The sequence below is a fragment of the Serratia sp. PAMC26656 genome (assembly GCF_016469055.2).
In the GTDB taxonomy this organism is placed as follows: Bacteria; Pseudomonadota; Gammaproteobacteria; order Enterobacterales; family Enterobacteriaceae; genus Serratia; species Serratia plymuthica.
Genome location: NZ_CP150486.1, coordinates 1,755,281 through 1,778,648, shown reverse-complemented (window position 1 = coordinate 1,778,648; position 23,368 = coordinate 1,755,281). Strand labels below are relative to the sequence as shown.

Genomic DNA, 23,368 nt, shown 5'->3' with positions numbered 1-23,368 from the left:
TTTCATAAAATGGGGGGGTTAGCGGCTTACTTTCACTGCGGTGCCGCTGACGGTCACCATCAGCATGCTGCTGTCTTTACCCACGGTTTCGTAGTCGATATCAATGCCGACCACCGCGTTGGCGCCCAGCTCTTTCGCCTGTTCTTCCAGCTCCTGGAAAGCGATCAAGCGAGCTTTACGCAGTTCTTTCTCGTAAGCGCCGGAGCGGCCGCCGACGATATCGCGCACGCCGGCGAAGAAATCACGAAAAATATTGGCGCCGAGAATCGCCTCGCCGGTGACGACACCGCAGTATTCGGTAATGGTAAACCCTTCCAGGGTCGGGGTAGTTGAAAGCTGCATCAGAACTCCTTGTTTGATTCGCTGATTACGCTTCTAAGACCACAAATTTACTCATATGTTCTTAATATAATATGCAATAAACACATTACCCATGCGTATATCCAAGCGCCTCTATTTAAACAAGGGCAAATTGCCGGTCAGCCTGGTGATTTTTTTCTTTGGCCCGACCAGCCCAATCGCCACCAGCTCAATATGTTCGCTGTTAACGGCTGAGATCCGCTCGCCATATTCGTCATAGGTCCGACACGATTGAGCCAAGGCGCTGAATGGCATGCTGTAAACCTCTTCATCGTCACCCGCGCTGTTCAACAATGCCTGAATCGCGGCATTGGACGCACGCAAAACCGGCAGCGGCGCATAAATGACACCGGGATAGCGCACGCCATCGCCGCTGGATAAATCCGGCCCGACCAAATTCTCAAACGTCTTGCCAAAACTGATACCGATCACGCTGGCGGCGTTCATTGCCAATCCTACCGCCAACGCTTCATCGATCACGATGGTGCATTTATGTCTGGACGCGTCAAACTGCATACTCTCCCCCATAAAATCAACTCGCCTGAATGGCAGCCCTCTCTGGAATAGCTCACTTCTCGGCAAATATTATGCCACTTCAGGGGAGGAAATAATGACCTGCTTGCGTTGAAGAAAGGCACGATTAAGGTAAAATTTACCTACTTAGCATCATTTAAAGAAATAAAATGAACAAAAACCCGCCATCTCAGACAGACATTAGAATTCTCGCTGCCCTGCAACAGGACGCACGCATCACTAACCAAACCCTGGCCGATGAGCTGGGCATGTCCGCGTCGCCCTGCTGGCGAAAAGTACGGAAACTGGAAGACGACGACGTTATCCAGGGGTATCGGGCAGTGCTGGATCGACGCAAAATCGGGCTGGGGGTGATGGTGTTTATCCGCGTAAGCATCGACAGCCACAGCGAGGCGGAAGCGAGAAAATTTGAACGAGAAGTCATCGAATTAGAAGACGTGGTGGCCTGCTACAGTATTGGGGGAGATGCCGACTTTCTCCTGCAGGTTGTCGCCGGCGATCTGGATACCTATGCCGACTTTTCCATGTCGGTGATCCGTCGTCTGCCTGGCATCAAAGAGATGCAGAGCATGTTTGTGCTCAAGGAAATCAAACCCTTTGTGGCGTTCCCGATCAAGAAATAAAGCGGCACGACGGCAGGAAAGTGCAGCATCTGATAAACCGCCAACCTATTTTGGTGATAAAGTTTTCTGCGTATAAACTGTAAGTTATCGTTCTTCATGGTAGAGACTTTCACATAAGGTAATAAGATGAAAACAAAAACGATTGCGGCTGTTTTTCCCTTAGCGCTGTTATTGAGTGCCTGTACCACCGTCGATCCGGCATTCAAGGATATCGGCACCCGTACCGGCGGTTGTGTGGAAGGCGGCCCGGATACGGTCACACAGAAATTTTACGATCTGCGCCTGCAACAGGGCCCTGCGGCTTCCCTGCCGGACAGCAACCGTCTGGCACAGTTGCAGCCTTATCTGAGTAAGGTGTTGTACCAGGATCTGGTCGCCGCCAACCAAAACCCGGGCAAGCATCAGGTAACCGGCGATCTGTTCTCCGGCAATGCACAGGGTGCGACCAGCGCCACCGTTGCCAGCTCGTCTACCATTCCTAACACCGATGCGAAAAATATCCCCCTGCGCGTTCAACTGAGCCATCAGAAGGACGGCGGCAGCGCGGTCAACTGGCAAGATGAAGTGCTGATGGTGCGTGAAGGCACCTGTTGGGTCGTGGATGATATCCGCTACCTGAACGTACCGCCGCACGCCGCCAGCGGCACATTGCGCCAGGTGCTGGAAAACCAGTAAGCCCCCCGCCACCGGCGCTCTTCGGCGTCGGTGGCCAAATGCCTTGATTGCGCTCAACGTTTGCTCAACTTAAGAAATTTCGCTACATACCTCACAGCATGCACGACAAATCCCCCCTTCGAACCTGAGTCGCGGTATCTTGTGCTATTCTTTTACTATTCTGCCGCGCAGTAATAAATTTTAACGCACAAAGATTGCATAAGTATTCTGTGGAAGTTAACATTCGCGGCATCAATATCTATTCAATTCTGGCGCATGAGCATTCAACTTAACGGTATCAACTGCTATTACGGCGCACATCAGGCGCTGTTTGACATCACGCTGGATTGCCCAGCAGGGGAAACTTTGGTGCTGCTTGGTCCAAGCGGCGCCGGGAAGAGCTCATTGCTGCGGGTGTTGAATCTGCTGGAAATGCCGCGTTCGGGGCAATTGCAGATCGCCGGTAACCAATTCGATTTCAAACAGGCTCCGGGCGAAAAAGCCATTCGCGAGCTGCGTCAGAACGTTGGCATGGTTTTCCAGCAATACAACCTCTGGCCACACCTCACCGTGGTGCAGAATCTGATCGAGGCGCCATGTCGCGTGTTGTGCCTGTCCAAGGCGCAGGCGATGGAGCGCGCGGACAAACTGCTGAAGCGTTTGCGCCTGACCGACTTTGCCGATCGTTTCCCGCTGCACCTTTCCGGCGGCCAGCAGCAGCGCGTGGCGATTGCCCGTGCGTTGATGATGGAGCCACAGGTACTGCTGTTCGATGAACCGACCGCCGCGCTGGATCCTGAAATTACCGCCCAGATCGTCAGCATCATTCGCGAATTGGCCGGCACCGGGATCACCCAGGTGATTGTGACCCACGAAGTGGAAGTAGCGCGCAAGACCGCCAGCCGCGTGGTGTACATGGAAAACGGTCGCGTGGTGGAACAGGGCGACGCCAGTCATTTTGCACAGCCGCAGACCACCGAGTTTGCTAATTACTTATCACACTAATAATTTTACTTGCTGTAATTTGGGGAGTTTGCGATGAAAAAACTAATAATCGCCGCCGTTCTGGCCGGCATCAGCGTTTCCGCCTCTGCAGCCGAAACGATCCGTTTCGCTACCGAAGCCTCATATCCTCCATTTGAATTTATTGACGCCGGCAACAAGATCCAGGGTTTTGACGTCGATCTGGCCAACGCGCTGTGTAAAGAGATCCAGGCCGAATGTACCTTCACCAATCAGGCCTTCGACAGCCTGATCCCAAGCCTGAAATTCAAGCGCTTCGATGCGGTCATGGCCGGTATGGACATCACGCCTGAGCGTGAAAAACAGGTGCTGTTCACCAAGCCGTATTACGACAACTCCGCCCTGTTCGTCGCGCAGAAAGGCAAAGTGGCTGACGTTGCTGCGCTGAAAGGCAAAAAAGTGGGCGTGCAAAATGGCACCACCCATCAAAAATACCTGACCGACAAACACCCTGAAATCACTACCGTGCCTTATGACAGCTATCAGAATGCCATTCTGGATCTGAAAAATGGCCGCGTTGACGCGGTATTCGGTGACACTGCGGTGGTCAACGAATGGCTGAAACAGAATGCAGCGCTGGCGGCGGTAGGCGATAAAGTGACGGACAAAGATTACTTCGGCACCGGTCTGGGCATTGCCGTACGTCAGAAAAATACCGAGTTGCAGGGCAAGTTCAATGCGGCTCTGGACAAAATCAAGCAGGATGGGACTTACGAAACCATCTACAAAAAATGGTTCCAGCAGTAATCAACCCCGATGAATGAAATTCAACCTCTAGCAAGCGCCGCCGGGATGACCGTCGGCCTTGCCGTTTGCGCCCTTATCCTCGGGCTGATCCTGGCGATGCTGTTTGCCGTCTGGGAGTCGTCACGCTGGAAAGTGGTCAGCTGGCTCGGCACTGCCTGGGTGACGCTTCTGCGTGGCCTGCCGGAAATTCTGGTGGTGCTGTTTATCTATTTCGGTTCGTCGCAGTTGCTGTTGATGCTGTCCGACGGCTTCACCCTGAATTTCGGCCTGTTCCAACTGCCTATCCAACTGGCGATCGATAACTTCGAAGTCAGCCCGTTCCTGTGCGGCGTGATCGCGCTCGCCCTGCTCTATTCGGCTTATGCATCGCAGACGCTGCGTGGGGCATTGAAGGCCGTGCCGCAGGGCCAATGGGAATCCGGGCAGGCGCTCGGGATGAGTACGGCAGCCATTTTCTTCCGCCTGATCATGCCGCAGATGTGGCGCCATGCACTGCCCGGCCTCGGCAACCAATGGCTGGTATTGCTGAAAGATACCGCGTTAGTGTCATTGATCAGCGTTAACGATCTGATGTTGCAAACCAAAAGTATCGCCACCCGCACCCAGGAGCCTTTTACCTGGTATGTCATTGCGGCGGCTATCTACCTGGTCGTCACCCTGTTCAGCCAGTACGCTCTCAAACGTATCGAACTGCGTACCACGCGTTTTGAGCGGGGGCCTGTCTGATGCTTGAGTTCTTGCCGGAAATTATCAAAGGATTGCACACCAGCCTGACGCTGACCATCACCGCACTAATTGTGGCGTTGGTGTTGTCGCTGCTGCTGACGGTGATCCTGACGCTGAAAACGCCGATCCTGACGCCGCTCGTGAAGATCTATATCACGCTGTTCACCGGTACCCCGCTGCTGGTGCAGATATTCCTGATCTACTATGGCCCCGGCCAGTTCCCGGCGATCCGTGAGTATCCGTGGTTATGGAACCTGCTGTCGCAGCCGTGGCTGTGCGCGATGATCGCGCTGGCGCTGAACAGCGCGGCCTACACCACCCAGCTATTTTACGGTGCGGTGCGGGCGATCCCGGCCGGTCAATGGCAATCCTGCGAAGCGCTGGGCATGTCACGCTCACAATCGCTGCGCATTCTGCTGCCTTTCGCCTTCAAGCGTGCGCTGTCGTCATACTCCAACGAAGTGGTTCTGGTGTTCAAAAGCACCTCGCTGGCTTATACCATTACCTTGATGGAAGTGATGGGCTACAGCCAACTGATGTACGGCCGTACCTATGACGTGATGGTATTTGGCGCCGCCGGTCTGGTGTATTTGTGCGTCAATGGCCTGCTGACGTTGTTGATGCGTATCGTCGAGCGGCGTGCGCTGGCGTTCGAACGCCGCAACTAAGTGATCGGCCAGTCAGTCTAAAAGCCCTGCCTTCGCGCAGGGCTTTTTATTTCCGTTGTACTTTTTTAATCATTTATATTGCATATCAATTCATTAAATGGCAGGGTAAACGCCAGCGACCACCGCGAGAACCTTTGGGTTATTGTCAGTAAAATCAAGCGGTGGCGAGATAAAAACACGCAGACTTGCAGACAGGAGCTTTACGCATGAAAAAACTATTACTTGCCGCGACGGTGCTGGCCGGGATCGCCTTCAACGCCGGCGCTGCCGACACCATTCGCTTCGCCGCTTCCGCCACCTATCCGCCGTTCGAATCACTGGATGCCAGCAATAAAATCGTCGGTTTTGATATCGATCTGGCTAACGCGCTGTGCAAACAAATGAAAGCGGAATGCACCTTCACCAACCAGGCGTTCGACAGCCTGATCGCCGCGCTGAAATTCAAAAAATACGATGCGGTGATCTCAGGTATGGATATTACGCCGGAGCGCAGCAAGCAGGTCGCCTTCACCCAGCCGTACTACGCCAACTCGGCGATTGTGATCGCCGAGAAAGGAAAATTCAGCTCGCTGGCCGATCTGAAAGGCAAGAAAGTGGGTATGGAGAACGGTACTACTCACCAGAAATACATGCAGGACAAGCACCCGGAGATTAACACCGTCTCTTACGACAGCTACCAGAATGCCATTCTCGAGCTGAAAAATGGCCGTATTGACGGCGTATTCGGCGATACCGCCGTGGTGAACGAATGGCTGAAGAATAACCCTCAGTTGGCGCCGGTAGGCGAGCATGTCACCGACGCGCAGTACTTCGGCACCGGTCTGGGCATTGCGGTGCGTCCAGACAATAAGGCGCTGCTGGCCAAGCTGAACGCCGCGCTGGACGCCATCAAAGCCGACGGGACATACAAGGCCATCAACGACAAGTGGTTCCCGCAGTAAGACGAAAGACGACCAGGGCATGGAATGCCCTGCCCTGCTTTGTTGCTTTTCAACAATTGCCTTTGGTGTTAAATTTGATACTAAATTTGATACCAAAGGCAATACCATGATCGTTCAACCTATCCTCGCGAATTCAGCCGTCAGCATCAGTGATTTTAAAAAATCGCCTAACACTGCGCTCAAAGAAGCCAACGGGCAACCTGTGGCAGTACTTACCAATGGAAAGATCTCCGGCTATTACGTCTCTCCGGAAACGTGGGAAGCAATCTCTGAATATCTGGAGGATATTGAACTCGTAAAAACAGCCCGCTCACGGATGAGCGGCAAACGTATTAAGGTCAATCTGGATGACTTATAACCTTGAATTCGAAGAACATGCACTAAAGGAATTTAAGAAACTGGCCCCGGGACTTCGGGATCAATTCAAGAAAAAACTGACAGCAGTATTAGAAAACCCCTGTATTCCCGCCAATAAGCTCTCTGGCCTACCGGATTGTTATAAAATAAAGCTTAAGGCTTCCGGGTACCGTCTGGTCTATCGCGTCATCGACGAGGAGATCGTGGTGCTGGTACTTTCGATAGGTAAGCGTGAACGCTCAGAAGCCTATACGGCTGCCAAAAAACGCCTTTAATGACGCACCAGCAGCGTCAATACTTCGTAATGGGCGGTATGCGGGAACATATCGAACAGCTGCACACGCTCGATGCGATAATCCGGCAGCCCTTCAATGTCTTTCGCCATGCTCTCGGCATTGCAGCTTGAATACAGAATGTAGCCTGGCGCCATCTGGTTCAGGTAGTCGCACAGCGCCTGGCCGATACCGCGCCGTGGCGGATTGACCAGCACCAGCTGCGGCACACTACCTTCAGCGGTGGCAAAACGCGTGGAGTCCAGCGCCTGGAAACTGACGTGCTGCAAACCCAGCGTTTCCGCCGACTGGCGTGCGCAAGCGATGGCTTCGGCGCTGATTTCAATGCCGGTGAGCCGGGTTTCCGGCTGCGCGCAGTGCAGGCCAAACCCACCCACGCCGCAGAACAGATCCCACATGCTGTCGATACCCAGCGCTCGAACCCAGTCGCGGGCGGTCGCGTACAATTTGCCTGCCACCAGAGGATTGGTCTGGAAGAAGCTTTGCGGGCGGATATACAGCGGCACCTGATTAAACTGCTCCTCCAGCGCCTGTTGCTCGGTCAGCGGGATCTCGCGCTCCCCTTCCATAATCGCCATATGCACCGGCTGAATATTGGCGGAAATCACCCTGAGCTGCGGTAACTGTTGCTGCAACCACGGCAACGCGGCGCGAAGTTGCGCCAGTTTGCTATCCGAACGCAGTACAAAGCGCAGCATTACGCCGCCGCTGTGGGTACTTTCGGTCAACAACAGGTACTTCAATTCGCCGCGTTTGCGCGCCACGTTATACGGTGTCAGGCCGGCGCGGGCGATAAAACTTTTCAACACCACGAACATGGGTTCAAAACTGGCGGGATACAACGGGCAAGCACCCAGATCGACCGGCGTGCCGTCGCGATGCAGCATGCCGAGCAGCGGGCGCTCTACGCTGCCGCTAACCACCATTTTGGCTTTATTGCGAAACGCGCTCTGCTCGCCGGCAAACGGCTCCAGCCACTGGGCGACATCACGCCCGGCCAGCAGCGATTGCAGGTGATGCTGTTTGTCCGTCAGTTGCTGCGGGTAAGGTTTTTCCAGCCACTGACAGGAACGGCAGGTTCCCGCCGTATACAAAGCGCAATGCATAAAGATGACCCTGTAAGTTCGGGGTGAATAATTAAGGGCGCAGAGTTTATCACTCTGCGCCCTTAAAGTCTTAATCGCGCGCGGCGAAATACCGGCGGCTGGTGACGGGAACAAACAGTAATGCCAGGATAACCACGTCGGGAATTTTTTGCAGGATCAGGACATGCAGGATCTGGCTGCTGGTTTCCCCTTCAACGGTAAAAACCTCCGGCAGAAAGCTGCCGATGGTCGCCAACAGCAAATAACCGACCACCAGACACTGGCAAATCACGTAGCCCCAGCGCCCCCAGTTACGGCCGCGCATCACCGCAAATCCACAACTGATTTGCAGGCACAGCAACAGCAGGCCGGCCAGAAAAATAAACGTGGAATCCCAGGCCTGAGCGCTGGTACTGACAAACTCCTGAGTGCCATCGACACCCAGTTCCCCCAACAGCAACAGCACGCTGATGCATTTGATAGCCACCATTGCCGTTCCGGCCACCATCACCGGTACTGGCGCATCTGAAGTCGATCTCATTCCCTGCCTGCTGTTCAGCATGTCTGACATATCCGTGTATACAACCAAACGCCGCCTATTCAGGCGGCATATATAAAGTCAGGTAATCAATTGCAATTGCAATACCAATAATTGCAAAAATAGCAGGTTTGAACCGAATCAGCTACGGGCGGCCTTTTGTAATTCGCGCGATCGCTGTTTTTCCGAGCGCGCCATAAACCACCAGGCAATCAAGCCGATAACTCCCACCACCAGCAGAATCAAACTCGCCAGGGCGTTGATTTCCGGATTCACCCCCATCCGTACGCTGGAGAACACCAGCATCGGCAAGGTCGTCGCGCCCGGCCCGGCAACGAAGCTGGCAATCACCAGATCATCCAACGACAGCGTGAATGCCAGCATCCAGCCGGCAACCAGCGCCGGGGCAATCATCGGCAGCGTGATCACGAAGAACACTTTCAGCGGCGTCGCGCCCAGATCCATTGCCGCCTCTTCGATCGAGCGGTCCAGCTCACGCAGGCGCGAACTGATCACCACCGAGACATAGGCGGTACAGAAGGTGACGTGCGCCAACCAGATGGTGAACATCCCGCGCTCCGACGGCCAGCCAAACGCGTGCCCCATCGCCACAAACAGCAGCAGCAGCGACAGGCCGGTGATCACGTCCGGCATGACCAGCGGCGCGGTCAGCATAAAGGCAAACCCCGTTGACCCGCGGAAACGGCCGAAACGCACCATCACCACGGCGGCAATCGCCCCCAGCACCACTGCGGCGGTCGCCGAAGCGGCCGCTATCGTCAGGCTTAGCCCAACGGCGCTGATCATCGCCGAATCATGGAACAGCTCGGAATACCAGCGCGTCGACCAACCGGCCCATACCGTCACCAGCTTGGAGCTGTTGAACGAGTAAATGACCAGCATCAGCATCGGCGCATACAGGAAGGTGAAACCTATCACCAGAATGGCGATACGCCACGGTGAACGCACTACCGGCAAGTTGTTCATCCCTGCCCCCCCATTTCCTTGTTCTGGTGCTTGTGGAACCAGAGAATCGGTACGATCAACAACAGCAGCATGACGGTGGCAACCGCCGAGGCCACCGGCCAGTCGCGATTATTGAAGAACTCCTGCCACAGCACGCGGCCGATCATGATACTGTCCGGCCCGCCCAGCAGTTCCGGGATCACAAACTCGCCCACCGCCGGGATAAATACCAGCATCGAACCGGCGATGATACCGCCGCGCGTCAGCGGCACTATCACGCTAAAGAAGGTTTTCAACGGTTTGGCGCCCAGATCCAGCGAAGCCTCAACCAGCGAGTAATCCAGCCGCGTCAGTGCGGTATAAATGGGCAATACCATAAACGGCAGGTAGGAATACACCACGCCGATATACACCGCCAGATTGGTATGCAGGATCACCAACGGATGATCGATAACCCCCAACCACAGCAGAAAGTTGTTGAGGATACCGTTGTTTTTCAGGATACCCATCCAGGCGTAAACGCGGATCAGGAACGAGGTCCACGACGGCAGGATCACCAGCAGCAGCAAAATGTTGCGGGTTGAAGATTTGCTGTGCGCCACCGCCCAGGCCAACGGGTAACCGATGATCAGACAGCAAATCGTCGATACCGCCGCCACCTGCAACGATTGCAGATAGGCATCCAGATACAGCGGATCGTCGGTCAATTGCAGGTAGTTGGCAAAGTTGAGCGCGATATCCAGCTTGCCTTCCGCCCAGCTCATCAGATCGGTGTATGGCGGAACGGCCAACGCCAGCTCCGACAGGCTGATCTTGAACACAATCAAGAACGGCAGCAGGAACAGCAACATCAGCCACAGCAGCGGCACCGCAATCACCAGCTTGCGGCCGTGGGCCATTTGCAGGCGCTGGAAAAACGCTTTGAGCGGGCCGGGGCCGTTGGCCGGCGGTTCCGGCGGCGTGCGTTCAGAAAGCATTGTCATAACAAGTACTCCTCACCTTCTCAACTACACCGTCAACACTACGCAGCTGTCGGCTTCCCAACACAGGCGCACTTCATCGCCCCAGGTCGGCATCCCTTTGCGGAAACGGTGGCCGTTCTGCAACTGGGCGCTGAGCATCTGGCCGCTGAGCAGTTTCACGTGGTAGATCGACAAATCGCCGAGGTAAGCGATATGCACCACTTCCCCCACCGCAAAGTTGCAGCCGTCTTGCGGCACCTCTTCGCACAGCATGATTTTTTCCGGCCGCAGCGCAACCTGGATCGGCACGCCGTCCACCACCGACGAATCCGGATCCACTTTTAGCGCATGACGCAGGCCGGGGCTTTGCAGGATCAGCGCATCGTCATGACGTTCCTGCAGCACGCAGTCAAAGACGTTGACCGAGCCGATAAATTCGGCGCTGAAGCGGCTGTTCGGATGCTCGTAGATCTCTTCCGGCTCACCGATTTGCACAAACTTACCGCGGTTCATGATGGCGATGCGTCCCGCCATGGTCATCGCTTCTTCCTGATCGTGGGTGACCATTACGCAGGTCACGCCTACACGCTCAAGAATATCCGTCACTTCAAGCTGCATGCGGTCACGCAGTTTTTTATCCAGCGCGCCCATAGGTTCATCGAGCAGCAACAGCTTCGGCCGCTTGGCCAGGCTACGCGCCAGCGCCACACGCTGACGCTGGCCGCCGGACAACTGATGCGGCTTGCGTTTGGCGAACTCTTGCATGTGCACCAGCGACAGCATTTCCGCCACCCGCTCGGCGATTTCCGCACGCGGCATCTTGTCCTGCTTAAGGCCGAAAGCGATATTCTGCTCAACCGTCATGTGCGGGAACAACGCGTAAGACTGGAACATCATATTGATTGGCCGCTGGTAAGGCGGCACATGCGACATGTCCTGCCCGTCGAGCATAATCTGCCCTTCCGTTGGCTGTTCAAAGCCGGCCAGCATGCGCAACAACGTAGACTTGCCGCAGCCGGACGGCCCCAGCAGCGCAAAGATTTCGCCCTTGTAGATAGTCAGACTGACGTCTTCGACCGCGTTTTGGCCGTCAAAGGTTTTAGTGAGGTTACGGATTTCCAGCAGAGGGGTGAAAACCTTCTGCGACTTGGCTTGAGGACGAGGAATGACGTCGTTCAATCGGGGTGCTCTCCGGTGTAAAGCAGTGCAAAAAACCACGGCGATTGCCATGGCCCAAAATGGCAACGCAGGCGGGGATCACCCGCCTGCTGGTCAGAACACGACTGAAAACCGGGCTCAGCAAGCTGAGCCCTTCCGCATTACTTCCCGCTTTTAACTTTAGTCCAGGCACGGGTAATGACACGGTCCAGCTTCGGCGATTGCACGTTCAGCGTGAACAGCTTGGCGCGCAGATCGGCCGGTGGATACACGTTCGGGTTGTTGCGAATGTCAGCGTTCACCAGCGGGGTAGAATCCTTCACCGCGTTGGCGTAATACACGAAGTTGCTGATGCCTGCCATCACGTCCGGCTTGAGCAGGAAGTTCAGGAACTGGTAAGCAGCGTCCTTGTTTTTGGCATCCGCCGGCATGGCGAACATGTCAAAATAGGTCAGCGCCCCTTCTTTCGGGATCGCATAGGCCACGTTCACCCCGTTCTTCGCTTCTTTGGCGCGGTTAGCCGCCTGCATCACGTCGCCGGACCAGCCGATCGCCACGCAGATATCACCGTTCGCCAGATCGTTGATGTACTGGGAAGAGTGGAAATAACGGATGTTCGGCCGCAGTTTGAGCAGCAGATCGTTCGCTGCGCCGGTGTAATCTGCCGCGTTGGTGCTGTTGGGATCTTTGCCCAGGTAATGCAACACGGTCGCGTAGACTTCGCTAGGTGCATCCAGGAAGGAAACGCCACAGCTCTTCAGCTTTTCAAGGTTTTCCGGTTTGAGGATCAGATCCCAACTGTCGACCGGCGCATCTTTACCCAGTACCGCTTTCACCTTGTCGACGTTGTAGCCGATGCCGGTGGTCACCATCAGGTATGGAATGCCGTACTTGTTGTCCTTGTCGTTATGCGCCACCAGTTTCAGCATATCGGGATCAAGGTTTTTGTAATTCGGCATTTTGCTCTTGTCGAGCGGCTCAAAGATACCGGCCTTCGACTGGCGCTCAAGGAAGTTGGACGAAGGTACCACCAGGTCATAACCGGTGCTGCCCGCCATCAATTTGCCTTCCAGCACTTCGTTGGAGTCAAAGACGTCGTACACCACTTTGATGCCGGTTTCTTTTTGGAATTTAGCTAAGGTGTCCGGCGCAATATAGTCGGACCAGTTATAGACGTGCAGCGTTTTATCATCGGCTGACGCGGTGACGGACGCGGCCATCAGCAGGCCGGCAACAACACCCGATAACCACTTTTTACGTTGGGTGACCATCCGTAACTTCCTCCAAAACAGGGGTGAATCATAGAATTGAACTTGTATCCCAAAATGATACAAAACCTTTCCTGATCGAGCGCAATCGTTGCAACCGCGAATTGAATGGCTATGCATTTGATTGCATACGCCTTTTTCATCTGTCCAGCTCACGTGATTACAAGGGGAATCGCAAGCCCTTAGCAGAATCAGCAGCATAACCGGTGTTGCCGGAACGCACCAGCCTTCAGGGCCAAAAACGCCTTTTATCGATTTTTTATGCAGTTTCTCTCTATGTGATACGCCATTAATGGCATAAACGGCGAGAAATATCTGGCAACAGAGGGTAAAACGCAGAATATATTATTGCGGAAGGAAATAAGGGCAGCATGCCGACGGAGGTGCGGCATGCATCATCTACAGCGGCGATCAGTGCAACATTGGCTGGCGGTCAGTGGCAGCCGGGTTCTCTTCTTCGTCACCCATAAACAGCAGATCGTTCGCCCGCGCCTCGAGGATCACCATCGAGATCTGTTCTTCACCCTGCTGCATAAAGTGGGTGAACTGCTCCAGCGTCACGCCCACGGCGATGCTCAGCGATTGACAGACGATCAGTTTCGGCAGGTTGTCGTCCTGGATATCGACAAACGCCTTGATGGTCAGCGAACTGGCGTTGATCTGGCTGAGATCGGCCACCAGCGGGATCAGCGCGGTCGGCTTCACCTCGGCTAATGCGGAGAACAAGATCACGTTGTCTACCAAATCGATCTTGGCGTCGAACACGCCGTCGAAGTTTTGCATGTGCGGCAGGTGCAGCGCCTGACAGGAATCGCACTCAAAGAATGAAATGCCCGATTGATCCAGCCAACGTCGCAACAACGCCAAATCAGGGACAATGAGTGAATCCATATTACCAGCCTCACAATATTCAAAACGCGAAAAAGGCGCATAGCTTACGGAATATTGCCCCAATACGCCACGATCAAAGCCGCTTAATTCGCTATTAGGGTAAATATGGGTGAGAAAAGGTCACAGCACCAGCCGCAAAGCCGGAATCTTTGCCGCCGGGCATTCAGCCGCCCGATTTCAGGCGAAACCCCGGCCGCGCGCGCTGTTCAATGTATTCGATCATCATGCCGGCGATATCCAGCCCGGTGGTTTTCTCCACCCCTTCCAGTCCCGGTGAAGCATTGACTTCCATCACCAGCGGGCCGCGCGCCGCGCGCAGGATATCCACCCCTGCGACAGCCAACCCCAGCGTAGTCGCTGCCTTCACCGCAACCGCGCGTTCTTTGGCGGTTATACTCACTTTACGGGCGGTACCGCCACGGTGCAGATTGGAACGGAACTCCCCGGCCTTGGCCTGCCGCTCGATAGCGGCCACCACCTTGCCCCCCACCACCAGACAGCGCACGTCTCTGCCCTGCGCCTCGCGAATGAACTCCTGCACCAGAATGTGGGCGTTGAGGCCACGGAAGGCGTCAATCACGCTCTCCGCCGCCTGGCGCGTTTCCGCCAATACCACGCCGATACCCTGAGTGCCTTCGACCAGTTTGACCACCAGCGGCGCACCGCCCACCAGCTCGATCAGATCGCCGGTATCGTCCGGTGAATGGGCGAAACCGGTGATCGGCAGGTCTATCCCCTGGCGCGCCAGCAATTGCAGTGAGCGCAGCTTATCGCGCGCCCGGGTAATCGCCACCGACTCATTCAGCGGGTAACTACCCAGCAGCTCAAACTGCCGCAGCACTGCAGTGCCGTAAAAAGTGATGGCGGAACCGATACGCGGGATCACCGCGTCATAACGGTCCAACTGACGACCGCGATAGTGGATAGTCGGCGCGGCGGGGTTGATGTTCATATAACAGGAGAGCGGATCGATAATATCAATACTGTGCCCGCGCTGTTCCGCCGCTTCCAGCAGACGTTTGCACGAATACAGCGTTCCATCGCGCGAAAGAATGGCAATTTTCACTCGTCACCCCAAAAAGCAATTACCTGCCAGGCAGGCATATTATCGGCGGCCGGCGCTCAGGCGCGCGGCTCACGGTCATTTTTATCGTCCGGTGCGTTTTTCGGATCGGGCTTGTGCCGATCGTTTTCCGGCGGCAGACCGCCACGCATCAACGGGCCAAAGCCCTGTGCCACACGCCAGACCAAAAACGCCGCCGCCGGCACCATCAACGCCACACCGAGAAAGATCATCGCCACCGCCGCCTGCTGTGAAGCCAGCCAACCCGGCAGGTGGACATGATCGTGAATACTCAGATAGGCCAGCACCAACAGCACCATACCCAGGCCTTCCAATACCAGCACCGGGCGCGGTAAGTCACCGAACGAACGCATATTTTTTTCTCCAGAGGCACTGCCTCCAGTGTAGTGAATTCCCCACGACGGCGACAGCCCCGGTGGCTTAATCGGTTACGTGAATCAGATTAACAGGTAATTCCTGCTTTTTTTTCGCCAAGCCAACGGGCATAGTAACCGGTATCAACGCAGGTAATGCGCAGACTAAGGCTTTTTTGGCTGACAGAATGTCGTTGCAGTAGCGATTAAATAATTGAATATCAACTAAGGAGTGATGCATGTTTGCAGTGATCTTCGGGCGCCCAGGCTGTCCTTATTGTGTCCGTGCGAAAGAGTTGGCGGAAAAACTGACTGAAGACCGTGACGATTTCAACTTCCGTTACATTGATATCCACGCTGAAGGCATCACCAAGGCCGACCTGGAAAAAACCGTCGGCAAGCCGGTAGAAACCGTACCGCAGATCTTCCTTGATGAAAAACACGTTGGCGGCTTCACCGATTTCGAAGCCTACGCCAAAGAAAACCTGAATCTGTTCCAGTAACCCCTCAGGTTTAACGACGAAAAGGCGCTTAGAGCGCCTTTTTTTATTGCCGTTCGCGACGGTGGCATTGCTGAAACGCCTGCAGCAGGCTGCGCGCAAACAGCGCCAGCATGGCACCGAATACGCACCAAAACACCGCGCTGGTGGCATAAGCCAGTTCCTGCCAGAACGAATAAAACGGCGTCAGCCAAAAATGGCGGATCGTCAGGCACAGCGGCAGTGCATACAGCGCGCCCAACAACGGGCAGAGGATCCGCTTTTTGCTCGACAAATAGCTGGCGATCATGCCGGGTATCACAAACAGCAGCAGGCCGGTTTCACCGTGATGCTCGTGATCCGTGCTGCCGAACGCCCCGCTCTGCTGGCCGAGAAACACCAGGCTGAACAGCAGAGAACAGCTTAAAATGCCCACCCAATACCGATAATTCGCCATGCGGAGACTCCCCTTTAGCGTCGTCACTACCCCGTAGAAATCAGCCGTGTCACGAAACAGGTGACGCCTTGCCGTAAACGACAACGCTGAGCTGAACTTTTTCCTTGGTCTAAAGAGAGTTAAATGCGTTCGGCAGCGCAGGAACACAGCTTAATGCTGGCTGTCACGCGCCATAGCGACTAGAATATACGCCGCCGATCGATGGTTCGGATCGCCTTCCGCTGGTTAGTTATTTATGACGTCATTTTCCGACTGAATTTATATCTTATAGTCATCTACATCAAGCACTTACTGGTAAACAATAAGTTATCCTCCGTGAACATAAACGTCGCTAGTTTGTTAAACGGTAACTACATCCTGTTACTGTTTGTGGTACTCGCACTGGGGCTGTGCCTCGGTAAAGTTCGTCTGGGCTCCGTTCAACTCGGTAATTCCATTGGCGTTTTGGTGGTTTCGCTGCTGCTGGGCCAACAACATTTCGCCATTAACACCGAAGCGCTGAATCTCGGCTTTATGCTGTTTATTTTCTGCGTCGGCGTGGAAGCCGGGCCAAACTTTTTCTCAATTTTTTTCCGCGATGGCAAAAATTACCTGATGCTGGCGTTGGTGATGGTCGGTTCCGCGATGGTGATCGCTATCGGTCTTGGCAAGTTGTTCCATTGGGACATCGGGCTAACCGCCGGCATGCTGGCCGGATCGATGACCTCGACCCCGGTGCTGGTGGGCGCAGGCGATACGCTGCGTAACACCATCGTCAACGGCCCGGCGCTGCTGGCGGCGCAGGACCATCTGAGCCTCGGCTATGCCCTGACCTACCTGATTGGCCTGGTGAGCCTGATCTTCGGCGCGCGCTACCTGCCCAAGCTGCAACATCAGGATCTCTCCACCTCCGCCCAGCAGATCGCCCGCGAGCGCGGTCTGGACACCGACAGCCAGCGCAAGGTTTACCTGCCGGTCATTCGCGCCTACCGCGTTGGCCAGGAGCTGGTGGCCTGGGCAGATGGCAAAAACCTGCGTGAGCTGGGCATTTATCGCCAGACCGGTTGCTATATAGAACGCATTCGCCGCAACGGTATTCTGGCGAATCCGGACGGTGACGCCGTGCTGCAGGTGGGCGACGAGATTTCATTGGTCGGCTACCCGGACGCCCATGCACGGCTGGACCCCAGCTTCCGCAACGGTAAAGAAGTGTTCGACCGGGATCTGCTGGACATGCGCATCGTCACCGAAGAGATCGTGGTCAAGAACAGCAATGCGGTAAACAAGCGCCTGAGCCAGTTAAAGCTGACCGATCACGGCTGCTTCCTCAACCGGGTGATCCGCAGCCAGATTGAAATGCCCATTGACGACAGCATAGTGCTCAACAAAGGCGACGTGCTGCAAGTCAGCGGCGACGCACGCCGGGTGAAAAGCGTGGCGGAGAAGATCGGCTTTATCTCTATCCACAGCCAGGTGACCGATCTGTTGGCCTTCTGCTCCTTCTTCATCATCGGGTTGATGATTGGCCAGATCACCATCCAGTTCAGCAATTTCTCGTTCGGCATCGGCAACGCCGCCGGCCTGCTGATGTCCGGCATCATGCTGGGCTTCCTGCGCGCCAACCACCCGACTTTCGGTTATATCCCGCAGGGCGCGTTGAACATGGTGAAAGAGTTTGGCCTGATGGTGTTTATGGCCGGCGTAGGCCTGAGCGCCGGTGCGGGCATCGGCCACAGCCTCGGCGCCGTCGGTGGCCAGATGCTGATCGCCGGGTTGATCGTCAGCCTGGTGCCGGTGGTGATCTGCTTCCTGTTTGGCGCCTATGTATTGCGCATGAACCGCGCCCTGCTGTTCGGCGCGATTATGGGGGCGCGTACCTGTGCGCCAGCAATGGAAATCATCAGCGACACTGCACGCAGTAACATCCCTGCGCTGGGCTACGCCGGAACCTACGCCATAGCTAACGTGTTGTTAACCCTGGCAGGCTCGTTGATTGTGGTATTGTGGCCGGGGATACTCGGCTAACCGATAAGTAGCAAAGATGAATCAGTGGCAAATATATTTTGAAATTTTTATCGCCGGCGAGAACTTTCCTTTCCGGGGGTAGTCTGAATTAGTGCCACTGCTTTTCTTTGATGTCCCCATTTTGTGGAGCCCGTTAGTCCCGCCTTTTTAGGTTCAAGACTATCGGGTTTTTTGTTGCCTAAAATCCTCCGCCCTTACAATACGGGCCCTCCCGCACGGCCCTGTTTCGCTGATGGCGACAAAGTGGCGACAGCCATTTGGCAGGAACAAAAAACCTGTTTTCGCAGGCTTCTTGTTAAATCCAAAGAGATCCCTGATTGTTCCTTGTTGGATGCGGTGGAGCAATATCAATTTTACCCGGTGATACAATCTGCCGTTGGATATCACGGCTCATGTCAAGGTATCTAACACTGTTCATGTCGGTTTATCCCGAACAACACCGGCGGTTTCGGTGACGTGAAAAAGACCGCTCAGGTGTTTGTGTGCAACGAACTGACGCCGCTGCAGGAACGCATGAAGGAGGTGAACGAGTGGCTCGGGGAGAAAGTGATTAAATTCTCGCCATATGAGCTACCGGGCGAATAAGCAAGAACCGCCAGTAATTGGCGGCATTTTGTTAAAAGAATAATGCAATAAACTGCAAAATAAATGAAATACCAACCAGCAACATAGCAATATCTTTTACTTTTCTGCTCTTAAATCCGCGCTCTTTCATTTCCTGAATTAGTTGGTTGTTAGCATAAGGAGTGAAACCGCCGCCTTCATTGCGGCCGGGCCACCAAGCAATAATTGCCCCGCATGCCCCAACAAGTAAGAAACAGCATTGATGATGGTTGCGATGCAGCTCATTTACACCCCCATAGCATTATTGGCAAGCCGCCTGTTAAAAGCGGCCTGCATAGATACATTTAAGAATGTTTTTCGATAACCAAATCAACGCCTTCATTCAGTAGCTCATTGATTGACTGCCCGGTGGCCTGTGCCGCTATCGCTAACGCCTGATGACGTTCTGGCGACAGGCGGGTGGTCACTTTGCCGCTGTATGAGATGAATTATACAACGCTGTAAACGCCTGAGAGCCGCTACAGCATCAAGATCTAAAACTAGGTGGATGTTTAGTTATCGTGGTTAATCGTCGTGACAGGCCGCTGGCTGTGATAATGGAAATGGTTTAACACCGCTTGCTATCCCCGCCTCGCCTGCCCCCTTCATGTGTCGCTTTTCATGCAGGTGCATGATCCGGCGCGATCCGCGCCAGGGTTGGCGCTGCGGGAGTAAAACTCACACCGGATCATCATGCAAATTCGCACATGGCCTGAAAACGTAAAAACAGCGCAATAATGGCATCAAAAACCGGCATTATGGCTGTAATGCCGTTCACTTAAGGAATATAAGCTCGTTTTTACGGGAGATACTTACTTTATTAGGTCAACGGCCAATTCAGAACGACAACGCTATCATTGTAATCGTCGTCACTACCACTCTCTGCACCTATGGTCGCAAAACCAGGCTTCCCATCAAGTGTGTTATCTGAATAGCGCAGCTTGCACGGCTTACCGTCTCCCTCAACCTGAACACAAACATTGCCCACGCCTGAATGGTAAACCTTGGTATTTTTACCATCACTGTTATTCATCGGCGTGTTGTTCAAGCCCTTACCGTTATAGGTATCAACCAAATTGTCGTCGATATACAGTTTGACGGTTTGTTTGTGGGCGTCGGTATTGGCGTATACTGTCAGGCCAAAGGTGGTATTTGGTGGTAGTTTGAAACAATGCTTGCCAGAATTATCTTCACCGCATGAACCTTTGCAGCCACAGTTTGGATCATCTTTGTGACATGGGTCATCTTTATGACACGGATCTGGCTGTGGCGAAGGTACCAGGCACGGATCCGTTACGTGATTCATTCTCCACAACCCGGTGTTGTATTTTCTGCTCTCCTCAATTGAAGTGTATACTAAGTATAACTCACCGTCATAATGGGCATTATAAGCAGTATCAAGGAAACTTGTACCCGGTGTATATTGGTTGATAAGAACAATGGGGTCACTCTCTCTGATTTTTCCATCTTGAGAGGCGGTTTGCATTACTATTTTCCAACGAAGAGCTGGTGCCGCTGAGGGATCAAGATTAGAGGTATTTGCTCTATAATATACATGCGGGGTCTCACACTGGTTAACATCACCATACACAGCTAACAGGCCACTATCACACTCATTCAATCCCTTTAAAACAACAGTGTCATTATTCTTAACTTCTGTGCCCGCTGATTTCCCCTCACAAGACAACACTCGCCAAAATCCAACCGCACTCTTCAGAACTTTCTCGCCACGAAGAGAAGGAGTCGTCACTGTGACAGTATTAAAGCGTGATCCAGGCGTTTTATCAGGGTTGGAAGTAGCCAAATAACCACCCGACCAGTTTTGACAATGATTTTGTAATGAAATTGCATCGCCATACTTAATTACCAGATTGCTCATGTGCAGCCTCTTTTTGTCTTGATATTTTTAAACAAATTATGTTATTCGGAGATTAACCATTAATACCCATGCAATACACAAGGACTTTACACATATCAGCCTGTGTTTAACTTTTATTTTTATTAAAATGTGACATTCACGCCAATATGTAAAAATATAATAATTAAATATTTTCTTGTGCTAGATTCTCGACGTTATGGTAAATATGGCGTTGAGGAAGACAGGCCAGACAACAAGTGATACCTGCCGGGGCGGTTTTGAGGAAATGACGATCGTTTTCACCGATCAATAATGGCTCATTGATCTACGCAATCAATGGGACGGAGTTTAGTCGGGCGGGGTAGGGTCAATAAAAAAATGCGGCAACATCAGGGAAAGCCGCAAACACAAAACCCGCATTGCTGCGGGCTTTTTCTTATTAACTTTCTACACTTCCAGTCTCATGCGTTGTGCATGCGCCCGGACGGTTAAAATGCAACCAGAGATACGCCTTCATTCATTGAGCTGTTTCTCTTTACCTAACGTAAAGGCACTTCATCTTAAAATAGAAAGTCTCACACTGAATCTTCGTGAAAAAACTCATCTTGACAGTAAATTAATATGTCACCGGGCTGACATTCAAGATAGTGGCAAATTGCATTTAACGTGGAGAAACGCAATCCCTTTATTTTTCCCTGTTTAAATAACGAAAGATTTTGCTCGGTAATACCAATGGCCGAAGCCAAATCTTTTGATTTAATTTTACGACTAGCTAAAACCACATCTAGCTTTACGATAATCGACATATCAAAATAACCTTAAACAAACTGCTGATTTTCTTCATGTAGATCGCTGGCCTGTTTCAGTATGTGTGCAATTACCATGACACAAGCTGCGATAAATAAAGACATAACATCTTGCGGCGTGAAACTGAAAGTGACCATTCTATGTTCATAAGGCTCCCGCATCGTTCCCCAGATACTGAGTAATGGGCCACATATCAGATTTAGCAAAGTCCAAATGGCAATTGAACGGCCAGTTTTCCCGAGATGTATACTGGCCGCGGCAGAGAAGTAAGCTCGTTTCGCATAGGTTTGAAAGAGCAAACGTAAATGGTAAAGGCCAAAAGCGAGAGCCAGGAGCGGGATACAGGTCAGAATAATCGCGCCAGCAATTTGCCACCAAGGGAATAAACTCAAGTCAGCTGCACTTTCTTTAACAAATTGTGCAGTAAGCGAGAAGCTGAAACCATATCCCCCTTCGCGTGAAATCATCACGGGGAAAAGCCACCCAGCGACATTCAGTAATATGATTATGATTAGAAACATAAGTGTGATTGTGGCCATGCGCTGGCTCAGGATTGAAATCCGTTCGGTAGACATAGTGACCTCGATTCTTAAGAGTAGAAAACGGAAGAATCCTACCGCGCAAAACAACACGAAACAACAATTTTTTATCGTTTTACGATAATTTATTGTTACATTGCGATGATTATTGACTCAGCAGCGATTGAGGTCGAAGCCTCACGGCCCGCCAATGAAGACGGCCGTGAAGCCCGAATGCCGACGATGACAACGGGAAGGCTGCGGATTTTATCAGGCATCCGTCACCGTGCCCGCAGGCCTAAATCACTGCTCTTGCGAGTAAGCTACCCATTTGGCCATGTCGTGATGCGAGATATTCCCGCCGCACACCACTATCCCGATAACGGCATCAGCGGGCAACCTAGGTGCGGTGGCAATGACTGCAGGTATAAGCGCCCCGGAGGCGAGTTCAACCCATAATTTTGCCTGTTCGCCAAAGGCGAGCATGCCGCCAATCGCCTCCTTATCCGAGACAACAACTATGTCCTCGGCATAGGCTTGAGCATGGGCCAGCATCATTTCATCAATAAGCGGCACCCCAAGGGTAGAGATGATCGAGGTGACATCAATATTTACCGGCTTTCCGGCACGCAACGCCTGATGCATTGAACTGGCACCTGCGGTCTCAACGCCCCAGATTCGGATATCCGGCTTAATGGCCTTTAGCGCCGTAGCCGCACCTGCCAACATTCCACCGCCACCCACGGCAATGAAAACATCGGTTAACTCCGGGCAATCGGCAATAAACTCAAGCGCCAGGGTTCCATGCCCTTCAGCTATCAGCGAATCGTTGCAGTCGTCGATGACGACATATCCCTCGTCAGCCATCACTTTGGCGCGCTCAAATGCAGCGTGGACATCGGATTCGATGATGACTGAACTGCCCAAGTCCCGGACCCGGTCGACAGAGGTCGCCGGCGCGTTCGGGGGCATGATAATAGTGACGTTGGCACCAAAGATCTTCGCAGCCTCGGCAATAGCGATACCAAAATTACCGCCGCTCACCGCGACAAATCGGGTCTTTTTGAAATCGCCTTTCAGGCTCAGAAACTTGTTAAGTACCCCACGCGCTTTAAAGGAACCGCCAAGCTGAGTATTTTCAAGCTTCAGGAAAACCGGCCTCTGAATCTGTTCGGCCAATCTCGAACCAGCAATGGTTGGCGTACGGATGACCTTCCCTGCTAACCGCTCTGCCGCCGCGATAACCGCGTTAAATTCAATTAATGTTGTCATTTTTGCCCAGTCAGGTAGATGTTGTTGAATCAAGTGTTTGGCAAATTATCCCGACTGAGAATAGAGTTCTGCGGGCAGGGTTGCAACAGGCGTACATATGGGTTTTAGCCACAAAAAAACCCGCCTGCGGGCGATTGCC

29 protein-coding genes and 1 pseudogene are annotated in these 23,368 nt (G+C 53.3%); 12 read left to right on the top strand and 18 right to left on the bottom strand.

All coding sequences use genetic code 11. The annotated features are described in order from the left end of the window. Positions 1-18: 18 nt before the first annotated feature. The gene (locus JEM67_RS09070) at positions 19-342 is read right to left on the bottom strand and encodes a heavy metal-binding domain-containing protein (RefSeq protein ID WP_004942542.1); all 324 of its coding nucleotides are present in this window, start codon (positions 340-342) and stop codon (positions 19-21) included. A 111-nt stretch (positions 343-453) separates the two neighbouring features. Next, complete coding sequence (locus tag JEM67_RS09065; protein WP_199635171.1) at positions 454-876, bottom strand: DUF2000 domain-containing protein; 423 nt, start codon at positions 874-876, stop codon at positions 454-456. A gap of 167 nt (positions 877-1,043) precedes the next feature. On the opposite strand from JEM67_RS09065, the gene JEM67_RS09060 reads away from it, so the two are divergent. The 9 genes from JEM67_RS09060 to JEM67_RS09020 all read left to right on the top strand — a co-directional run bounded on the left by JEM67_RS09060 (position 1,044) and on the right by JEM67_RS09020 (position 6,908). Next, positions 1,044-1,517, top strand: a complete 474-nt coding sequence (locus JEM67_RS09060; protein ID WP_199635172.1) for an Lrp/AsnC family transcriptional regulator — start codon at positions 1,044-1,046, stop codon at positions 1,515-1,517. 126 nt (positions 1,518-1,643) lie between these two features. Further along, positions 1,644-2,192 carry a lipoprotein gene (locus tag JEM67_RS09055; protein WP_199635173.1) on the top strand — a complete coding sequence of 183 codons (549 nt, stop codon included), beginning with the start codon at positions 1,644-1,646 and terminating at the stop codon, positions 2,190-2,192. Between the two features lie 255 nt (positions 2,193-2,447). Next, on the top strand, positions 2,448-3,176 hold the full coding sequence (gene artP / locus JEM67_RS09050; RefSeq protein ID WP_004942535.1) for an arginine ABC transporter ATP-binding protein ArtP: 729 nt from the start codon (positions 2,448-2,450) through the stop codon (positions 3,174-3,176). Between the two features lie 33 nt (positions 3,177-3,209). Beyond that, entirely contained in the window at positions 3,210-3,941 is a 732-nt protein-coding gene (gene artJ / locus JEM67_RS09045) for an arginine ABC transporter substrate-binding protein (protein ID WP_013812257.1), read from the top strand. 9 nt (positions 3,942-3,950) lie between these two features. After that, positions 3,951-4,667 (top strand): arginine ABC transporter permease ArtQ, encoded by a 717-nt coding sequence (gene artQ / locus JEM67_RS09040; protein WP_013812256.1) that lies wholly within the window; start codon positions 3,951-3,953, stop codon positions 4,665-4,667. Further along, entirely contained in the window at positions 4,667-5,335 is a 669-nt protein-coding gene (artM, locus tag JEM67_RS09035; protein WP_004942528.1) for an arginine ABC transporter permease ArtM, read from the top strand. The genes artQ and artM overlap by 1 nt, the downstream gene beginning before the upstream one ends. Before the next feature lie 206 nt (positions 5,336-5,541). Next, positions 5,542-6,276 carry an arginine ABC transporter substrate-binding protein gene (gene artJ, locus JEM67_RS09030; RefSeq protein WP_004942526.1) on the top strand — a complete coding sequence of 245 codons (735 nt, stop codon included), beginning with the start codon at positions 5,542-5,544 and terminating at the stop codon, positions 6,274-6,276. Between the two features lie 106 nt (positions 6,277-6,382). Further along, positions 6,383-6,634: a type II toxin-antitoxin system Phd/YefM family antitoxin gene (locus JEM67_RS09025; protein WP_063200072.1), complete on the top strand. Its 252-nt coding sequence runs from the start codon at positions 6,383-6,385 to the stop codon at positions 6,632-6,634. Further along, positions 6,624-6,908 (top strand): type II toxin-antitoxin system RelE family toxin, encoded by a 285-nt coding sequence (locus JEM67_RS09020; RefSeq protein WP_199635174.1) that lies wholly within the window; start codon positions 6,624-6,626, stop codon positions 6,906-6,908. Before JEM67_RS09025 ends, JEM67_RS09020 begins: the two co-directional genes overlap by 11 nt. Here JEM67_RS09020 and rlmC read toward each other — a convergent pair. From rlmC to JEM67_RS08975, 9 genes are all read right to left on the bottom strand, one after another. Continuing rightward, positions 6,905-8,032: a 23S rRNA (uracil(747)-C(5))-methyltransferase RlmC gene (gene rlmC / locus JEM67_RS09015; protein WP_199635175.1), complete on the bottom strand. Its 1,128-nt coding sequence runs from the start codon at positions 8,030-8,032 to the stop codon at positions 6,905-6,907. The two genes, JEM67_RS09020 and rlmC, sit on opposite strands and share 4 nt — an antisense overlap. Positions 8,033-8,102: 70 nt before the next feature. Next, positions 8,103-8,582 carry a YbjO family protein gene (locus JEM67_RS09010; RefSeq protein WP_199635176.1) on the bottom strand — a complete coding sequence of 160 codons (480 nt, stop codon included), beginning with the start codon at positions 8,580-8,582 and terminating at the stop codon, positions 8,103-8,105. Positions 8,583-8,690: 108 nt separating this feature from the next. Further along, positions 8,691-9,536, bottom strand: coding sequence for a putrescine ABC transporter permease PotI (potI, locus tag JEM67_RS09005; protein ID WP_013812253.1), 846 nt, complete (start codon positions 9,534-9,536; stop codon positions 8,691-8,693). Continuing rightward, entirely contained in the window at positions 9,533-10,498 is a 966-nt protein-coding gene (potH, locus tag JEM67_RS09000; protein ID WP_062792954.1) for a putrescine ABC transporter permease PotH, read from the bottom strand. Before potH ends, potI begins: the two co-directional genes overlap by 4 nt. Positions 10,499-10,522: 24 nt before the next feature. Next, positions 10,523-11,656 carry a putrescine ABC transporter ATP-binding subunit PotG gene (gene potG, locus JEM67_RS08995; protein ID WP_013812251.1) on the bottom strand — a complete coding sequence of 378 codons (1,134 nt, stop codon included), beginning with the start codon at positions 11,654-11,656 and terminating at the stop codon, positions 10,523-10,525. 140 nt (positions 11,657-11,796) lie between these two features. Next, positions 11,797-12,906: a spermidine/putrescine ABC transporter substrate-binding protein PotF gene (gene potF, locus JEM67_RS08990; RefSeq protein ID WP_199635177.1), complete on the bottom strand. Its 1,110-nt coding sequence runs from the start codon at positions 12,904-12,906 to the stop codon at positions 11,797-11,799. A 408-nt stretch (positions 12,907-13,314) separates the two neighbouring features. Continuing rightward, positions 13,315-13,794: a YbjN domain-containing protein gene (locus JEM67_RS08985; protein ID WP_199635178.1), complete on the bottom strand. Its 480-nt coding sequence runs from the start codon at positions 13,792-13,794 to the stop codon at positions 13,315-13,317. A gap of 163 nt (positions 13,795-13,957) precedes the next feature. Beyond that, entirely contained in the window at positions 13,958-14,860 is a 903-nt protein-coding gene (rimK, locus tag JEM67_RS08980; protein WP_199635179.1) for a 30S ribosomal protein S6--L-glutamate ligase, read from the bottom strand. A 56-nt stretch (positions 14,861-14,916) separates the two neighbouring features. Next, positions 14,917-15,231, bottom strand: a complete 315-nt coding sequence (locus JEM67_RS08975; protein ID WP_013812248.1) for a YbjC family protein — start codon at positions 15,229-15,231, stop codon at positions 14,917-14,919. A 239-nt stretch (positions 15,232-15,470) separates the two neighbouring features. Here JEM67_RS08975 and JEM67_RS08970 point away from each other — a divergent pair, with 239 nt between their 5' ends. After that, entirely contained in the window at positions 15,471-15,734 is a 264-nt protein-coding gene (locus tag JEM67_RS08970) for a GrxA family glutaredoxin (RefSeq protein ID WP_004942515.1), read from the top strand. 43 nt (positions 15,735-15,777) lie between these two features. On the opposite strand, the gene JEM67_RS08965 is transcribed toward JEM67_RS08970, so the two are convergent. Next, positions 15,778-16,167: an inner membrane protein YbjM gene (locus JEM67_RS08965; protein ID WP_013812247.1), complete on the bottom strand. Its 390-nt coding sequence runs from the start codon at positions 16,165-16,167 to the stop codon at positions 15,778-15,780. A 315-nt stretch (positions 16,168-16,482) separates the two neighbouring features. On the opposite strand from JEM67_RS08965, the gene JEM67_RS08960 reads away from it, so the two are divergent. Beyond that, complete coding sequence (locus JEM67_RS08960; RefSeq protein ID WP_006320902.1) at positions 16,483-18,171, top strand: aspartate:alanine antiporter; 1,689 nt, start codon at positions 16,483-16,485, stop codon at positions 18,169-18,171. A 426-nt stretch (positions 18,172-18,597) separates the two neighbouring features. Then, positions 18,598-18,756: pseudogene (locus JEM67_RS08955) on the top strand (phage portal protein); the annotation flags it as partial. A gap of 138 nt (positions 18,757-18,894) precedes the next feature. On the opposite strand, the gene JEM67_RS08950 reads toward JEM67_RS08955, so the two are convergent. From JEM67_RS08950 to JEM67_RS08925, 6 genes are all read right to left on the bottom strand, one after another. Beyond that, complete coding sequence (locus JEM67_RS08950; RefSeq protein WP_255519931.1) at positions 18,895-19,020, bottom strand: hypothetical protein; 126 nt, start codon at positions 19,018-19,020, stop codon at positions 18,895-18,897. Positions 19,021-19,079: 59 nt separating this feature from the next. Then, positions 19,080-19,202 (bottom strand): toxin-antitoxin system HicB family antitoxin, encoded by a 123-nt coding sequence (locus JEM67_RS08945; protein ID WP_239440987.1) that lies wholly within the window; start codon positions 19,200-19,202, stop codon positions 19,080-19,082. A 392-nt stretch (positions 19,203-19,594) separates the two neighbouring features. Then, positions 19,595-20,653 carry a fucose-binding lectin II gene (locus tag JEM67_RS08940; RefSeq protein ID WP_199635180.1) on the bottom strand — a complete coding sequence of 353 codons (1,059 nt, stop codon included), beginning with the start codon at positions 20,651-20,653 and terminating at the stop codon, positions 19,595-19,597. A 554-nt stretch (positions 20,654-21,207) separates the two neighbouring features. Then, positions 21,208-21,438, bottom strand: coding sequence for a helix-turn-helix domain-containing protein (locus tag JEM67_RS08935; protein WP_006324462.1), 231 nt, complete (start codon positions 21,436-21,438; stop codon positions 21,208-21,210). A gap of 12 nt (positions 21,439-21,450) precedes the next feature. Continuing rightward, a complete protein-coding gene (locus JEM67_RS08930) occupies positions 21,451-22,014 on the bottom strand; it encodes a DUF2975 domain-containing protein (protein WP_013812245.1) in 564 nt (187 codons plus the stop codon). A gap of 246 nt (positions 22,015-22,260) precedes the next feature. Beyond that, on the bottom strand, positions 22,261-23,229 hold the full coding sequence (locus tag JEM67_RS08925; RefSeq protein WP_199635181.1) for a threonine ammonia-lyase: 969 nt from the start codon (positions 23,227-23,229) through the stop codon (positions 22,261-22,263). Positions 23,230-23,368 lie beyond the last annotated feature (139 nt).

Excerpts from the sequence above, each read along its gene's own strand:
- rlmC (WP_199635175.1), bottom strand. The coding sequence starts at position 8,032 with ATGCATTGCGCTTTGTATACGGCGGGAACCTGCCGTTCCTGTCAGTGG.
- JEM67_RS08985 (WP_199635178.1), bottom strand. The coding sequence starts at position 13,794 with ATGGATTCACTCATTGTCCCTGATTTGGCGTTGTTGCGACGTTGGCTG.
- artJ (WP_013812257.1), top strand. The coding sequence starts at position 3,210 with ATGAAAAAACTAATAATCGCCGCCGTTCTGGCCGGCATCAGCGTTTCC.
- JEM67_RS08935 (WP_006324462.1), bottom strand. The coding sequence starts at position 21,438 with ATGTCGATTATCGTAAAGCTAGATGTGGTTTTAGCTAGTCGTAAAATT.
- artP (WP_004942535.1), top strand. The coding sequence starts at position 2,448 with ATGAGCATTCAACTTAACGGTATCAACTGCTATTACGGCGCACATCAG.
- JEM67_RS08965 (WP_013812247.1), bottom strand. The coding sequence starts at position 16,167 with ATGGCGAATTATCGGTATTGGGTGGGCATTTTAAGCTGTTCTCTGCTG.
- potI (WP_013812253.1), bottom strand. The coding sequence starts at position 9,536 with ATGAACAACTTGCCGGTAGTGCGTTCACCGTGGCGTATCGCCATTCTG.
- JEM67_RS08970 (WP_004942515.1), top strand. The coding sequence starts at position 15,471 with ATGTTTGCAGTGATCTTCGGGCGCCCAGGCTGTCCTTATTGTGTCCGT.
- JEM67_RS09070 (WP_004942542.1), bottom strand. The coding sequence starts at position 342 with ATGCAGCTTTCAACTACCCCGACCCTGGAAGGGTTTACCATTACCGAA.
- JEM67_RS08925 (WP_199635181.1), bottom strand. The coding sequence starts at position 23,229 with ATGACAACATTAATTGAATTTAACGCGGTTATCGCGGCGGCAGAGCGG.
- JEM67_RS09065 (WP_199635171.1), bottom strand. The coding sequence starts at position 876 with ATGCAGTTTGACGCGTCCAGACATAAATGCACCATCGTGATCGATGAA.
- JEM67_RS08930 (WP_013812245.1), bottom strand. The coding sequence starts at position 22,014 with ATGTCTACCGAACGGATTTCAATCCTGAGCCAGCGCATGGCCACAATC.
- JEM67_RS09060 (WP_199635172.1), top strand. The coding sequence starts at position 1,044 with ATGAACAAAAACCCGCCATCTCAGACAGACATTAGAATTCTCGCTGCC.
- artM (WP_004942528.1), top strand. The coding sequence starts at position 4,667 with ATGCTTGAGTTCTTGCCGGAAATTATCAAAGGATTGCACACCAGCCTG.
- potF (WP_199635177.1), bottom strand. The coding sequence starts at position 12,906 with ATGGTCACCCAACGTAAAAAGTGGTTATCGGGTGTTGTTGCCGGCCTG.
- JEM67_RS09055 (WP_199635173.1), top strand. The coding sequence starts at position 1,644 with ATGAAAACAAAAACGATTGCGGCTGTTTTTCCCTTAGCGCTGTTATTG.
- JEM67_RS08940 (WP_199635180.1), bottom strand. The coding sequence starts at position 20,653 with ATGAGCAATCTGGTAATTAAGTATGGCGATGCAATTTCATTACAAAAT.
- JEM67_RS09025 (WP_063200072.1), top strand. The coding sequence starts at position 6,383 with ATGATCGTTCAACCTATCCTCGCGAATTCAGCCGTCAGCATCAGTGAT.
- JEM67_RS09010 (WP_199635176.1), bottom strand. The coding sequence starts at position 8,582 with ATGTCAGACATGCTGAACAGCAGGCAGGGAATGAGATCGACTTCAGAT.
- JEM67_RS09020 (WP_199635174.1), top strand. The coding sequence starts at position 6,624 with ATGACTTATAACCTTGAATTCGAAGAACATGCACTAAAGGAATTTAAG.
- artQ (WP_013812256.1), top strand. The coding sequence starts at position 3,951 with ATGAATGAAATTCAACCTCTAGCAAGCGCCGCCGGGATGACCGTCGGC.
- artJ (WP_004942526.1), top strand. The coding sequence starts at position 5,542 with ATGAAAAAACTATTACTTGCCGCGACGGTGCTGGCCGGGATCGCCTTC.
- potH (WP_062792954.1), bottom strand. The coding sequence starts at position 10,498 with ATGACAATGCTTTCTGAACGCACGCCGCCGGAACCGCCGGCCAACGGC.
- JEM67_RS08950 (WP_255519931.1), bottom strand. The coding sequence starts at position 19,020 with ATGAGCTGCATCGCAACCATCATCAATGCTGTTTCTTACTTGTTGGGG.
- JEM67_RS08975 (WP_013812248.1), bottom strand. The coding sequence starts at position 15,231 with ATGCGTTCGTTCGGTGACTTACCGCGCCCGGTGCTGGTATTGGAAGGC.